This window comes from Paenibacillus sp. M-152, from assembly GCF_003856555.1.
GTDB classification, from domain to species: domain Bacteria; phylum Bacillota; class Bacilli; order Paenibacillales; family Paenibacillaceae; genus Paenibacillus; species Paenibacillus polymyxa_C.
Genome location: NZ_CP034141.1, coordinates 2,572,429 through 2,589,173 on the forward strand (window position 1 = coordinate 2,572,429; position 16,745 = coordinate 2,589,173).

Annotated in this window: 3 protein-coding genes; all 3 read left to right on the forward strand. The window is 48.4% G+C overall.

All coding sequences use genetic code 11. The features are described from left to right. The first annotated feature begins 1 nt into the window (after position 1). The 3 genes from EGM68_RS11580 to EGM68_RS11590 all read left to right on the forward strand — a co-directional run bounded on the left by EGM68_RS11580 (position 2) and on the right by EGM68_RS11590 (position 16,552). On the forward strand, positions 2-11,248 hold the full coding sequence (locus tag EGM68_RS11580; RefSeq protein ID WP_129549209.1) for a non-ribosomal peptide synthetase: 11,247 nt from the start codon (positions 2-4) through the stop codon (positions 11,246-11,248). A 265-nt stretch (positions 11,249-11,513) separates the two neighbouring features. Continuing rightward, positions 11,514-13,415, forward strand: coding sequence for a serine hydrolase domain-containing protein (locus EGM68_RS11585; protein WP_129549210.1), 1,902 nt, complete (start codon positions 11,514-11,516; stop codon positions 13,413-13,415). Positions 13,416-13,516: 101 nt separating this feature from the next. Continuing rightward, positions 13,517-16,552: an endonuclease gene (locus EGM68_RS11590; RefSeq protein ID WP_129549211.1), complete on the forward strand. Its 3,036-nt coding sequence runs from the start codon at positions 13,517-13,519 to the stop codon at positions 16,550-16,552. Positions 16,553-16,745 lie beyond the last annotated feature (193 nt).

Consider the following 16,745-nt stretch of genomic DNA (forward strand, 5'->3'; position numbering starts at 1 on the left):
ATTGAAAGCCTTATTTGAGAAAGAGAAAAATTACTGGAGTCATAAGCTGGAATCCGAGGATCGTATCATCTGCTTGCCATATACCAACCATGTGTCCAGGGATACAGCTGCAACAGATTCTAATTGTCATACGTACACGCTGACATTTCCATCAGAAATTTCCCAAAGAATATCATCTATAACAGGTGGGGCTCCATGGGCTGTATTTATGGTTCTGCTTGCTGGAGTAGAAAGTTTATTGCATAAATACACAGGTGAAGAAAGTGTGCTGCTGGGCATTCCTGTAGCCAAGTCTGGCAACGGTGCTACCAAGCCAATCAACCATCTGCTTTTATTGAAAAATACGCTGGATTCTTCAACGACCTTCAAAACCTTGCTGTCTCAGATCAAAACCTCTGTCAGCGAAGCTATTGAACACCAAAATATTCCTTTTTGGAACTATACCGAGGGGCTTGAAATCCTACGTAACAAGGACGACAAGCCTCTTATCCACACCACGGCCTCCTTGCAAAATATTCACATTTCTGATTTTCTACATCACGTGCAATCTGAGCTGGATTTTCAATTTCAATGGGAAAATGCTGCAGTTTCTCTAAACGTGAAATACAGTAGCGACCGTTACGACCAGGTGACGATTGAACGCTTTGTTGAGCAGCTATTACGGCTGTATACCGTTGTTTTACATCAGCCAGAGTTGGAGATTTGCACAGCACAAGTGCTGTCAGAACAAGAAGTAGAGCAGCTGGTTCATACTTTCAACGATACAGCTGTAGATTATCCACGTGATGCTTCCATTCATGAATTGTTCGAGATACAGGCGAAGCAGGTACCACAGCAGGTGGCAGTAGTGTCTGGACCCAATAGCCTAACCTATGAAAAATTAAATGAAAAGGCCAACCGACTGGCTCATTTTTTACGTAAGCAGGGAATCCGTACTGAACAGACAGTCGGCATTGTAGCTGAGCGCTCGATTGAGATGATTGTAGGCATGCTCGCGATTCTTAAAGCAGGCGGGGTGTATGTTCCGATTGACTCTGATTACCCGGACGAGCGCGTGCGTTATTTGCTGGAGGATTCCGAGACCAAGATACTACTTGTACAAAAAATGGAGCATCGGCCCACAGATTTTAAGGGAATAGTACTTGACCTGAGTGATGATGCGATCTATGAAACAGATGATGCTGATCGCTGCAATTCCGTTTTGTCGTATGATAACGGGATGAGTACAGATACGGGTAATATGGGATATGTGGACTGCCTAAACCCACTCTATTCTATTTCTGCTAGTCCCGAACTTGCTTCTACTACAACTATCCCAACAGAAGCTACGCAATCAGAACAAGCTAAACCAATACAGCAGGTTTATGCAGCTGAAGAACAACCGAAGGCGACCGCAGCTGATCGATTGGCCTATATTATGTACACCTCAGGGACAACAGGCCAGCCCAAAGGGGTAATGGTGGAACATCGCAATGTCGTTCGTTTGGTGAAACATGCAAACTATGCACGTTTGGATGCGGACACGCGCATTTTGCAGACTGGGTCTGTTGTCTTTGATGCGTCCACCTTTGAAATTTGGGGGGCGTTGCTAAATGGTGGACAGCTTGTGCTAGTGAGTCAGGATGTCATTTTGGACGTGCTTAAGCTTAAGGAAGCTGTACGCAGCCACGGCATTACCACGATGTTTCTGACCACACCGCTCTTTAACCAGCTGTCTCAGCAGGATCTGGCGCTGTTCGAGGGGATACGGGAACTGCTGGTCGGCGGTGATGTGATGTCCGTACCACATATGACTCGGGTGCTGAAGGCTCATCCGTCCCTGCGAATCAGTAATATCTATGGCCCAACTGAAAATACGACCTTTTCCACAGTGCATGCGATCAACGGTGTGCAATCGGAATCTGTGCCAATTGGCAGACCGATCCATAATTCGACAGCATATGTCGTGGACCGTTCGATGCAGCTTCAGCCCGTCGGGGTATGGGGTGAGTTGCTAGTGGGCGGTGATGGGGTGGCACGTGGATACCGCAACCGTCCGGACTTAACGGCTGAAAAGTTCATCGATAGTCCGTTCCGTAACGGCGAACGCTGCTATCGCACCGGGGACCTGGTACGTTGGAATGCAGATGGGGCGCTGGAATACAAGGGACGGATCGATGCGCAAGTGAAAATCCGGGGTTACCGGATCGAGCTGGGCGAGGTGGAAGCGCAGCTGTTGAAGCTGGAGGTGGTGCGAGAAGCTGTTGTGACTGCACATGAGGATGAGCAGGGGCAAAAGCAGCTCTGCGCTTATGTAGTAACTCATGCGAATGCACAGTTAAGTGAGCTCCGCAGCGCTTTGAGCCGGGAACTGCCGGGCTATATGGTGCCGTCGTATTTTGTGCAGTTGGAGCAGTTGCCATTGACGCCTAATGGCAAGGTGGATCGCCGAGCTTTGCCTCAGCCGCAGGGAAGCATAAGCTCAGGTGCAGAATATGTAGCTCCTCAAAATCAGTTACAAGCACAACTGGTCAGCATTTGGAAAGATGTGCTGGAACTTGAGCGCATTGGGATTAAGGATAACTTTTTTGAAGCAGGAGGTCATTCCTTACGGGCGACAAATGTCATCTCGCTCATCCATAAGGAATTGCATAAAAATGTGCAGCTAAAGGACCTGTTCCAGCACCCAACCATCGAACAGCTTGCGCAGGTTATTGAAGCACTGGAGCAAACCACCTATGAATCCATTCCTGTTTCGGGAAATAAGCCATCTTATGCGGTATCCTCGGCTCAAAAACGGATGTATATTCTCAATCAGCTTGATGGAGCGGGAACTAGCTATAACATACCAGGCGCCTTGACATTGACCGGTTCACTTGATTACAAGGCACTGGATAACGCGTTCCGTCAGCTTATTAATCGCCATGAAACATTGCGCACAAGCTTTGAGAGCATGAACGGTGAACCTGTCCAGCGAGTACATGACGAGGTTCCTTTTCGCGTGGAGTTGATTCATGCCCACGGAGCTGACCAAAAGGAAACGGATGAGCTGGTGCATGGCTTTGTTCAGCCGTTTGATCTTGCGCATGCTCCGCTGTTCCGGGCGGGTCTGATTGAAACTGGGCCAGAGCATCATATTTTGCTGCTGGATATGCATCACATCATTTCGGACGGCACCTCTATAAATGTATTGATTCAGGACTTCATCCACTTATATGCGGGGGACACGCTGCCGTCGCTGCGCATTCAGTATAAGGACTATGCTGCATGGCAGCAGGAACAGCAGCAAAGTGAACGCTATCAGGAACAGGGAAATTACTGGCTCAATACCTTCGCAGGAGAGCTGCCAGTGCTGGATATCCCGACGGATTATCCACGTCCGGCGGTGAGAAGCTTTGAAGGAGATGTACTGGAATTTACGCTCGATCAACGGCAAAGCGAAGGATTAAAAGGCATTGCGATGCAGACCGAATCGACCTTATATATGGTGCTGTTGGCTGCCTATACGACTTTGCTTAGCCAATACAGCGGGCAGGAGGATATTATTGTCGGCTCGCCGATTGCGGGGCGGCCACATGCTGATCTTAGCAGTCTGATTGGGATGTTCGTCAATACACTGGCGATCCGCAATTATCCGGAAGGCGGGAAAACATTCCGCGATTATGTGCTGGAGGTCAAGGATAACGCGTTAAAGGCTTTTGAACATCAGGATTATCCTTTCGAAGAGCTGGTAGAAAAGCTGGGCGTGGATCGGGATTTAAGCCGCAATCCATTATTTGATACCATGTTTGCTTTACAAAACCTGGAGCAAACAGAGCAGCAGCTGGCAGAGCTGCAATTAGCGCCCTATCCGAGTGAACAAACAACGGCCAAATTTGATCTAAGTCTGTTCGCGCAGGAGGATGGGGAACAAATTGCCTGCGGTTTTCAATACGGAACCCGGCTGTACAAACGCGAAACCATCGAACGACTGGCTGTACATTTACAGCAGCTAATCAATGTGGTTATAGAACAGCCGGAGATCGCTCTTGCGGCTATAGAAATGGTTTCGGCCCAAGAAAAAGAGCAGCTGGTGGAGCAATTCAGCACTACAGCAGCAGACTCTCCGTATCCACGGGATCAATTACTGCATGTGCTGTTCGAGGAACAGGTTGCACAATCGCCAGATCGACTAGCGATCACCTTTGCGGACACACAGCTCACTTATCGCGAGCTGAATGAGCGTTCCGATCGTCTGGCATGTGTCCTTACTTCCCATGGGATACGGCGTGGGTCCGGGGCTCAGATACAGCGAGTAGGGATAGTAGCTGAGCGTTCCATTGAAATGGTCGTGGGCATGCTGGCTATTATGAAGGCAGGCGGGGCTTACGTTCCTATTGATCCCGAGTATCCGGAAGAGCGTATCCGTTATTTACTGGAGGATTCCGGTGCCGAGCTGTTACTGTCACAGCGACGGGAACAGATTTCTTTTGAACCAGGTATTCCGGTTATCGATTTGAGCGATGCGCAACTATGGAGCAGCGAATTTGAAGGATACACTCATACTCATGAATCAGCTTCCATTACAAATGGGGGGTCTGCCTTAGATCTTTCGCATGTCATATACACCTCTGGTACGACAGGCAAGCCGAAAGGCGTTATGGTCAATCACCGTAATGTCGCACGGTTGGTGAAAGGCAATAGCTACGCCACGCTTGACGAAAATACGCGTATGCTGCAAATGGGCGCAGTTGTATTCGATGCCTCCACGTTTGAAATCTGGGGAACGCTGCTGAACGGTGGTCAATTATATGTAGTAAATCATGACACTATTTTGGATGCTGCCAAGTTCAAACAAGTGATGAACAAGTATCGTATTAACACCATGTTCATGACCACGGCTTTATTCAATCAGCATTCACAGCAAGACATTGAAGTGTTTGCATCCCTAAAGGAATTGCTCGTGGGTGGGGATGTGATGTCCGTACCACATGTTAACCGCGTGCTGAAGGAGTACCCGCAGCTTCGGTTGAGTAATGTTTATGGGCCGACAGAGAACACGACCTTTTCCACCACCTATGAAATTACAGAACCGCAAACTCAAGGTGTTCCCATTGGACGTCCGATTGATCATTCCACCATTTATGTGGTCAATCGTTCGTTAAAATTGCAGCCTGTCGGGGCGTGGGGCGAGCTCCTTCTCGGTGGCGATGGCGTGGCACTCGGGTATCTGAACCGGCCTGAGCTTACGGCAGAAAAGTTTATTGAAAGTCCATTCCGGCCTGAAGAATATTGCTATCGTACAGGGGATTTGGTGCGTTGGCGTGCTGATGGCGTACTGGAGTACAAGGGAAGAATGGATGAGCAGGTCAAAATTCGCGGCTACCGCATCGAACTGGGTGAAGTTGAAACCCGTTTGTCCACGATTGCAGGTGTGAAGGAATCTGTTGTTACTGTGCGGCAGGACGATAGCGGGCAAAAACAGCTGTGTGCATATTTTGTAACAGACAGCGAATTGAGCGCTAGCGACTTACGTAGTGTGTTATCACAGGATCTGCCGAGCTATATGGTGCCTTCCTACTTTGTGCAGCTGTCGAAACTGCCTTTGACACTGAATGGCAAAGTAGACCGTAGGGCACTGTCTGCACCTGAGCCTAATGTCGATACAGGTATGGATTATGTGGCACCTGAGACAGATGTCCAACTGGCCTTGGCTGCGGCTTGGGGAGCCATTCTGGGTATACAGAAGGTAGGCACACAAGATAACTTTTTCCATTTGGGTGGTGACTCCATCAAGGCTATCCAAGTATCGTCCCGCTTGTTTCAGGCTGGATACAAGCTGGAAATGAAGGATTTGTTCAAATATCCAACGATTGCAGGATTGAGCACATATATTCAGCCAGTTAAACGAGTAGCCGAGCAGGGTGAGGTTACGGGACATGTTGTGCTTACACCGATTCAGCGCTGGTTCTTTGAACAGTCAACGGATGAACCACATTATTTCAACCAATCTGTCATGCTCTATCGGCAGGAAGGCTATAACGAACGGGCACTTCGGCTGGCACTCCATCAGATTACAGCGCACCATGACGCCTTGCGAATGACTTTTCGTTCGTCGGAGAACGGATATACGGCATGGAACCGAGGTGTAGGGGAAGGCGAACCGTACCATTTGGAGTGCTTTGACTATAGGGATAGCGAAGTAATTGAAGAGAATTTGGAGAAAATGATTGAGGCTAAATGCAATGAAATTCAATCCAGTATTTCCTTGAGCGAAGGGCCATTGATGAGGCTCGGCCTATTCCGTTGCCCGGATGGAGATCATCTGTTGGTCGTGATTCACCATTTGACAGTGGATGGGGTATCCTGGCGCATCCTATTCGAGGATTTGGCGACAGCATATGAGCAAGCCGCCAAGGGCGAACAGGTGATTCAGTTACCGCACAAGACGGATTCGTTTCAAACATGGGCCGAGAAGCTGCACGCCTATGCCAACAGCCCAGCGATGGAACGTGAGCGGGCGTATTGGGAGGGGATTGCACAAGCGAAACCGGCACCTCTGCCGCAAGATTATGGACATAACGAGCACGACAAGCCATTGATTGGCGATAGTGAGTCGGTTACTGCTTTGTGGACACACGAAGAGACAGAGCAATTGCTCAAGCAGGCCAATCGTGCCTACCGTACAGAAATTAATGACCTGTTGCTGACGGCAGTAGGAATGGCATTGCAAGCATGGAGTGGTCATGATCGTTTCCTAATTAATCTAGAGGGACATGGTCGTGAAGCCATTTTACCAGAGGTGGACATTACCCGGACGATTGGGTGGTTTACAAGCCAATATCCTGTTTTACTCGATATGCCAAAAGAAACGGCTCTTTCGCAGCGAATCAAGCATGCGAAAGAAGGATTGCGTAGTATTCCGCAAAAAGGAATAGGTTACGGGATACTGAAATATTTAGCCGAAGTATCTCCAGCCCTATGTGAGGTAGATCCTGAGATCAGCTTTAACTATTTAGGACAATTTGATCAGGATATGAAGGGAAATGACCTGCAGTCGTCTCCTTATAGTGGAGGTATGCCACTTAGCCCGACTATGGCTCGGACGTATACGCTGGATTTTGGCGGCATCATTTCAGGAGGCCAACTGGGGCTGACAATTAGCTATAGTCGTACCAGCTATCGACCAGAGACGATCGAGCGATTGGCCAGTTTATTGGAATCGAGCCTGCGTGAAATTTTGAAGCATTGCATTCATAAAGAACATCCAGAGCTAACCCCAAGCGATATTTCCTATAAAGGAATGCGTGTTGAGGAGTTGGACAGCTTGTTGTCTGAGATGGGTGCTACGGGTGAAATCGACAATGTCTATACCCTGACCCCAATGCAAAAAGGGATGCTGTTTCACAGCCAACTCGATAGTCAAGCAGCTGCCAATGACGCGTATTTTGAGCAGGTTTCTTATGATATGCAAGGTCAGCTGGACATTCAGGCTTTTGCAGAAAGCCTGAATACTCTAGTTCGGCGACATGAGGCGCTGCGTACACACTTTTATTTTGGACGGGATACGGAGCCTTTGCAGGTAGTGTATCGAAACCGGGATTGTGGCTTCTATTACGAAGATTTACGAGAGCTGGATAGCGATACAAGGGATACGCAGCTGACCAATTTCAAGTTGCAAGATAAAGCACGAGGCTTTGATCTGCGTCGGGATGTCCTACTGCGTGTAGCGATTTTGCGCACTAGGGAAGATCGTTATCATTTTGTGTGGAGCTTCCATCATATTGTGATGGACGGTTGGTGTCTGTCCCTTGTAAACAAAGAAGTGTTTGAGAGCTATGCAGCACTTCGGGAGCGCAGAGTACCGGAGTTGGCACCGGCGGTGCCCTACAGCCGCTTTATTGAATGGCTGGAAGCACAGGATCGCAACGCAGCAACCGACTACTGGAGCAGCTATTTGTCCGGGTATGAGCAGCAAACAGCACTGCCAGCTGTAAAATCCGGTCGCAAGAGTGAAGGCTATATGGCCAGTGACTGGATGACGGATTGGGAGCATGAGCTGGCTCTCCGGGTGGAGGAGACGGCGAAGCGGTATCAGGTGACCATGAATACATTATTGCAAACCACATGGGGGATTCTGCTGCAAAAGTACAACAACCATAGTGATGTTGTATTTGGCAGTGTCGTCTCAGGTCGTCCATCGGATATTATCGGGGTCGAGGATATTGTTGGTTTGTTCATTAATACCATTCCTGTTCGCATCCGTAGTGAAGCAGGGGAAACTTTTGCGGAAGTTATGAAGAAAATGCAGGAGCAAGCGCTGGCTTCTCATGCGTATGATACGTATCCGTTGTTTGAAATTCAGGCACTGACCGACCAGAAACAGAATTTAATTAACCATATTATGGTGTTTGAAAATTATCCGGTGGATGAGCAGATTGAAGAAATGGGTAGTGACGGGCAGGAGTTATTATCGGTTTCCAACGTGACGGCTACAGAGCAGACTAACTATGATTTGAGCATCGTCGTTATGCCGGGAGAAGGCATAAAAATTCGTTTTATGTATAACGCACTCTGCTTTGATCAAGCAGATATTGAACGTCTGCACGGACATTTTGTGCATCTGCTAGAGCAAATTTTGCTTAACCCGAATGTTTGCGTTGAAGAGCTGGAATTGGTTACAGCCTCAGAAAAACAACAGATTATAGGAGAATTTAATGACACGGCCTTAGCATATTCCTACAATCAGACGATCCAAAAACGGTTTGAGGAGCAGGTGGAACGCACGCCGGATCATATCGCCGTCGTTTGGGGTCAACAATCTTTAACTTACCGTGAACTGAACGAGCGAGCCAACCGCCTTGCACGGACTTTACGCGCGAAGGGGGTTAAACCAGATCAGTCGGTAGGTATTATGGTATATCGCTCGCTAGACATGATCGTAGGCATCTATGCGATCCTCAAGGCCGGCGGAGCCTATGTGCCAATTGATCCGGAATTTCCGGCCGACCGCATCTGCTTTATGCTGGAGGACTCGGGAGCGAAGCTGGTGCTGACGCAATCGCATTTAGCGGAGCAAGCATCGCTGAGCTTCGATGGCCAGGTGCTTGTGCTGGATCACGAGGACATCTATCACGAAGATGGCTCGAATCTGGAGCCACTGGCCGGACCGCACCATGTCGCCTATGTGATCTATACCTCCGGTTCCACCGGAAAACCGAAGGGCGTAATGGTGGAGCACCATTCCGTGCTGAACCGGATTTTGTGGATGCATGATCGTTACGGCTTAAGTGCGGAAGATACGATCCTGCAAAAGACCGCCTTCACCTTTGACGTGTCGGTGTGGGAGCTATTCTGGTGGTCGATGGTCGGCTCGAAGGTGAGTCTGCTGTCGGTCGGCGGGGAAAAGAACCCGGAAGAGATTGTGGACACGATTGCTCGTGATGGCGTGAGCACGATGCACTTTGTACCGGCCATGCTGCATGCGTTCCTGGAGTATGTGGAGCAGCAACCACGAGAAGCGATGCAAGCGAAGCTAGGCACGCTGCGCCATGTTTTTGCCAGTGGTGAAGCCTTACCGCCACAGCATGTGGCCCGGTTCCAGCGGCTCGTGTCGAGCTTGGCCGGAGCGAAGCTGATCAACCTGTATGGTCCAACCGAAGCGACGGTGGACGTATCGTACTTCGATTGCGAGCCGGATGAGGAATATGCGGTTATTCCGATCGGGAAACCGATTCAGAACATTCGTCTGTACATCGTGAAGGAAGGTACAGAGCAATTGCAGCCGATCGGGGTCGCGGGTGAGCTGTGCATCGGCGGTGTAGGTGTAGCCCGAGGCTATCTGAACCGTCCGGAGCTGACGGCCGAGAAATTTGTGAAAGATCCGTTTGCTGGAGGCAAAGCAGGCTATGAGCGGATGTACCGTACAGGCGATTTGGCAAGATGGATGCCGGACGGCAACATTGAATATCTGGGCCGGATTGACCATCAGGTGAAAATTCGCGGTTATCGAATTGAACTGGGCGAAGTGGAGGCACGTTTGGCAAGTGTGCCGCTCGTGCGGGACGGCGTTGTTATTGCTTTGCAGGATGGAATAGGTCAGCAGCAATTATGTGCTTACTTCACGGCTGATGAGCAGCTGACTGTCCGTGAGATTCGAGCTGTACTATTGGGCAGTCTACCAAGCTATATGATTCCATCCGTATTCGTACAGATGGAGCGTATTCCGCTGACGGCCAACGGCAAAATCGACCGAAAAGCGTTACCTACGCCGGACACAGCGCTGCGCACGGGTATAGAATATGTTGCACCGCGAACCGACGTGGAGCAGTTACTGGCAGCCATTTGGCAGGAAGTGCTTGATATTCCACAAGTGGGTATCCACGATGACTTTTTCACGTTGGGTGGACATTCCTTGAAAGTACTGGAGCTTATACGCAAAGTTCACCTTGCCACAGGCATTGAGCTTCCTATACGTAGTGTGCTGGAGTTCCCGACCATAGAAGAGCAGGCGCTCACATTATTGAAAGCTGATCTGGAATACAAGGCTGATAGTCCAATCATTCGGTTGAATGAACACGGTCCGGTCTCCATCTTCTGCTTTCCGCCGATGCTTGGATACGGGCTGTCGTTTGCAGAGCTTGCGAAACAACTGGATCAAGACGCAGTCGTGTACGGGTTAGAGTTCGTAGATGATGCTGCGGATGAGCAGGCAATGTTGGCACGTTATGTTGATCTTATCGTCAGCACGCAAGCGCAAGGTCCGTATGTACTACTTGGTTATTCCATAGGTGGGAATCTAGCGCATAAGGTTGCCTCTACACTGGAGCGTCAAGGTCATGCTGTATCCGACATTTTTATGCTTGATTCAGTCAAAAGAACGGAAGCCCTGCCTTTCACAGACGAAGAAACAGAGCAGGAAATTCATGCGATGCTGGAACAGGTTCCTGAATCTTACCGCGAGCTGCTGAATGAAACGTACCAGCGTAAAATGATCGCTTATGCGGTGTATGGCAATCAGCTTGTGAACACTGAAAAGGTTCAGGCGAATATTCATGGTTTTGACGCCGTTGGATCGGAAACGGTGAAGGGCACAGGAGATAATCGACTTTTATGGAAAGACGCTACACAAGGAAGCTATGAAGAACATAGCTTGATTGGGAATCATTATGAACTGCTGGAACCCGGATTTATCGAAGAAAATGTAAAAGGGATCCGTGCCGCGATACAAAAGATTACCCGGAACATGGACAAAGGCATGGCACAAGGTTTAACACATCATAATTCTTGAAAATCTAGTCTTGACGAATGATTAGAAGTTATCACCAATTTTAATCTGTAACCCATGAATCCTGATCGAACAAGTAAGAAGCCTTCCACTTACGCGATTCGATCAGGATTCGCTTTATCATGTGCACTCCCACGATGGGAAGTGCGATGATTTCATAGCGCCATGCTGATGGCTTCCATGCGGAGTATAAAGATCTGCTCGCTATGCAATCACCGCACGGTTCAAATTATTAAATCAAACTCATACGTAAGGAGAGTACTTGAATATGAAGAATAGAGGCTTTTACTACCTATCCGCATTTTTAGCAGCGTTGTATCTCTGGAATCTACTCATTGCTTCGGTATGGGCAGCAGATAGTATAACACCTAATTCAGTGGAAAAAGCAGTGGACGACATCATGAGTACAGAATTGGAAAAATTGCATACTCCGGGTGCTGCGGTCGTTGTGACCCAGGAAGACCACATTCTTTTTAGTAAAGGCTATGGATATGCAGACCTGGAGCAGAAAGTGGCATTCGACCCAGCGAAGACTATTGTTCGTGTCGGCTCTCTAACCAAATCATTTAGCGCAAGCGCCGCAATGCAACTGGTCGAGCAAAACAAACTTGATTTGAATCAAGACGTAAACCGCTATCTCCACAGCTATAAAGCTTTGCAATACCAAAATCATCCTTTTAATCTACATCAGCTTCTGACACATACTGCAGGATTAGATGAAGCGATATACGACATCAACAGCTCGACTCGGGCAGGTGTTTTACCTACAGAGCAGTATCTCAGCACGTATTTTCAAAAGCAACCTCCTATCCGAAAACCTGGAATTCGGTATGAATACAGTAATGTTGCCTTTGGTCTGATCGGTAACATTGTGGAGCAAGTAAGCGGTCAGGGACTGAATGATTACCTTAGCACACATCTGTTCCGGCCGATGAATATGCCGAGTGCGACATTGGAATTGCCACTAAATAATCCGGCACTAGCGCAATCCTATCAGTGGAAGCGTGAAGCGTATCTAAAACAGCCTTTTTCGTATATCAATCTGCCGGGAGCAGGAGCGTTGAACGTCACACCCAACGAATTTTCCCATTATCTGATCACTCATTTGAATCAAGGCAAGTATAAGGGCAAAGCGGTGCTCCAGCCACAAACGGTAAAAGCGATGCATGCACAGCAATTTGCAGCTGACGCTCGTCTTGATGGCATAGGTTACGGATTTTTCCGCGGTCAACTGGAGACGGGAGTGCACATGTTGTGGGCTACCGGGAAAATTGATGGTTTTATTTCCAAAATGGTACTAGTTCCCTCCCAAAAGATCGGTATTTTTGTAATCAGCAACTCAGCGGATACGGACACCCTGCTTCATGGAAAAGTCATCAATGCGATCGCCCAAATACTGCCCGCCGAGCCGCAGGCCGCTTCTCAGTCACCGGTTCGTTCTGTCAAGGAAATAAAGCTTTTACCAGAAATCGAGGGTGTATATCAGCTGAATTTGAATCCTATTCATGGGTGGGGAAAATGGCTTCGGATGCTGGGAAGTGTTAAATACACCGTTCGAATTCAAGATGATCATACGTTAATTGTTAAAGGGAAATTTCCGGATCAAAATGAAGCATCAGACAAAGTTTTTCAAGCAGCAGGTGATGGACTGTTTGTGGAGAAAGGGGGACAGCTTAAAATATTGCTGTATCAGGAAAACAGTACATGGATGATGATTGCCCCGGATAGTGAGACCATGAAGCAGACGACATTTTGGCATCGTACCTGGACGCTGCTTGTCAGCTACGCCGCATCCTCTTTATTTTTCATCACAACCCTGCTGATATGGATGATAAGGTATGTGCTCAGAGCTATCCGTAAAACGAATAATCACATTTCATCCAATCTGGCATACATCGCGTTACTAAATACGATTTTTCTCGGGGTACAGGTCGTCTATGCTAACAATCAGATGGTCTATGGCTATTCCGCCTGGTTTATCTGGGGAATTTGCACGCTGCCGCTCCTTTCAGCACTCATTGCCGTGTGGGTATTGATTGTGAATGGCGCAAAGCTGATTACCGGGGAAAAAAGAACTCGGGCTGCCGGGAAAATTGTATTTGCGGTACTCACATTGCTGCATACAGCCTATCTTTATTATTGGAATTTCCTTCCCTTTCATTATTCCTAAAGATTTACAAAATAACGCATGTCCGCACATAAATGAATGCTAACATTTATATTTAGTGCCCCTCTGAGAGGGGCCTTAAACCAATTAACAGGAGGAATAGAATGGGAATCTTTCGTCGTTTTACATCCCGTAGCTTCAAATACGCAACAGCTATGGTTTTCACTTTATCGTTGTACGCTGGTGTTGTAGGCGGCATACAACCGGCACGTGCAGAAGGTCCGGCAGACCCTGCCCCTTTCATTGCAGCCAAAGTGGTCAATGAAAACGCTGGTAAAAAAGTATTGTTCGATAATACACATGGACAGACAGCCGGCGCAGCAGATTGGGTGATTGATGGTGGATTCTCAGATTTCGGACAAGCCCTTGCAAACAATGGCTACGATGTTCATGAACTTCGCCAATCTACACCTATTACTTATAATGATTTAAAGAATTATGATGTATTTGTGACAGCAGAGCCCAATATCCCTTTTAAACAAAGCGAACAGGCCGCAATGGAACAGTATGTTAAAGCAGGCAATAGCATTTTTTTCATTGGAGATCATTATAACGCCGACCGCAACAAGAATCGCTGGGACGGGTCGGAAAGTATCAATGGGTACCGTCGAGGTGCATGGGAAGACCCTGCGAAGGGAATGAGTGAGGAAGAAAAAAGCTCGACAGCGATGCAGGGCGTGGTTAGCTCAGATTGGCTGGGCAGCCAGTTTGGTATACGCTTCCGCTACAATGCATTAGGCGATATCACGGCTAATCAGATTGTTGAGCCTGCGCAGGCGTTTGGCATTACAGCAGGAGTGAGTAATGTGGCGATGCACGCAGGATCTACATTGGCGATTATTGACCCGACCAAAGCCAAGGGGATCGTATATCTCCCTAAAACCAATCAGGCTTGGGGGAATGCAGTAGATCAGGGCGTTTATAACGGTGGCGGTATAGCGGAAGGGCCTTATGCTGCTGTAGCAAAAGTAGGTCTAGGCAAAGCTGCCTTCATTGGGGATTCATCTCCTGTTGAAGATGCAACGCCAAAATATTTGCGTGAAGAGACAGGAACCAAGAAGACAACGTATGACGGATTTAAGGAGCAGGATGACGCCGTGTTACTGGTCAATATGGTAGACTGGTTGTCCAAGAAAGAGGAGTATACCAGCCTGTCGTATGTAAAGAACTTACATCTTGATCAGCCGACGGAATTGCTGTCTTTTGAAGATCCTCAGGCTTCCACGGAACCGCAAGCAGAGCCTTGGTCCGCTCCTGCAGCCGGCTACAAATGGTGGGATCAACGAACGTTCAAGGCCGGCTCCTATGGCGGATCTACAGCCAGCGCGCAGCCTGTGTACAGCATCGTTCGTCAGGAACAGCTGCCGAATGTACAGCCTTTTCAAATTCGCATTGTTGCCGACCAACTGGCTCCCAATAGCACGATTAGCGGATTTAGCGCAGGTATTTATGTAGCGGGCGGCAACCAAGTAGCCCAGATTCAGAATCCGGATGGAAGCTGGCCGACCTCTTACGGTTATAGCGGAACATTTAGTCTGGAATCCGACAGCAAGGGGCATGCCTATAGGGACCTGACGGTGCGTATCAAGCCGGGAACCAGTGGTTCGGCTAATCTTAGGCTGAGACAAAACGGCAGCAACCTGCTGACCCAATCCGTCGTGTTGGCTGATGTCCCGGCTCAGCCTTTGCCTGAGGATGGCAACACGATTCCTGCTCGTATCAGTGTCGCAGAAGCACGGACTCTTTCGGCTGGCAAAGTTGTGACCTTGGAGGGTGTTGTGACGACAGAACCAGGGGCTTTTGGCGGTCAAGCCTTTTACATGCAGGATGAAAGTGGCGGCATTTATGTATATCAAAACCAAAGCGGATTTCACCCAGGTGATCGAGTAAAGATTACAGCAAGTTTGGCACTGTACAATAGTGAAGTGGAGTTGACCGATCCAGTGGCTATTGAAAAAACGGGAGAAGGACAACTTCCGCAAGCTGTGCAGGTCACCGAACTCAACGATGCGAACCAAGGACAGCTGGTTGAGCTCCCTACTGCCATTATTCGTAATGTGATAGATGCAACTCCTGTAGGTTCGTTTGAATTTGATGCAGTAGCGGGTGAGGTTAGCCATCATGTGCGAATTGATGCACGTACAGGCTTAACACGGACATCTTTTCCGTATCAAGAAGGACAGCAAGTGAAGCTGAAGGGAATTTCGGCGGTTTTTAAAGGGAATTATCAGTTAAAGCCGCGCGGGCTAGATGACTTTTCAGCTCAGACAGATGCAACTTTGCAGGAAGTGGAGCTTTCACTGGATCAAACAACATTTAACGTTGGGGATACAGTAGCCACACATCTCAAGGGTACGCTGACAGATGGCAGCCAAGCTGATTTAAGTAATGCCTCTGTTCAGTATAGCAGCAGTCATGAATCCGTTGCACTGGATACGTATGGAGAACTTCGGGCCCTAAAAGAGGGGAGCGCCGAGATTACAGCCAGCGTCACCTTGGACGGTAAAACGGTCGTATCCAATCCTGTAACCGTTAGAGTCGAGAAAACCGCTGCAGGTGAGGTGCCGGGTAAACCGGTGCTGTCTCATGATAACGGTCAGGAAACCGGACTGAAGGATGGAGACTACAACATCACCATGAATCTGTGGTGGGGCACGAATGGCGATGAACTCAAGTGGTATGAAAATGATAAGCTGATCGAAACCCAATCATTGCAAGCAGCTTCCCCTGAAGCACAGCATGCAGTCATTTCCGTTACAGGCAAAAGTAATGGAACCTACACGTATACTGCCGAGCTGATCAACGCTTCCGGTAAAACGGTCAGCGACCCGTTAACTGTCGAAGTGACCGATGCTTCTCCTGGCATTCCGGTGTTGTCTCATAATAATTGGGATGGTGACGGCGACTATACCCTGACAATGAACATGTGGTGGGGCACGAATGCTACCCAATACAACCTGTATGAAAATGGAAAGCTGATCGACACGCAGGATCTGCCGAGCCAAAGCCCGCAGGCTCAAAGTGCTGCGACCAATATCCAAAATCAAAAGCCGGGTACATATGAGTATCGGGCAGAGTTAGTCAATGCTGCCGGAGAGGTTTCCAGTCAAACCATAAGTGTAGAAGTAAAGGAACGTTAAATCGAAATGATTGGCTGTTAAAAAGAAGAGCATCTATTGACCTCGCGAGAGTCTGTAGATGCTTTTTTTGCGGGAATTATCATTTTAGGATTGGGTTGGCGAAGCGGAAAGTCCCTCTATATCTGAGGAGCCATAGAAGATCATGGCAACTAGAATCACAATGATGATAACCTCTGCAAAATATTCTCCATCA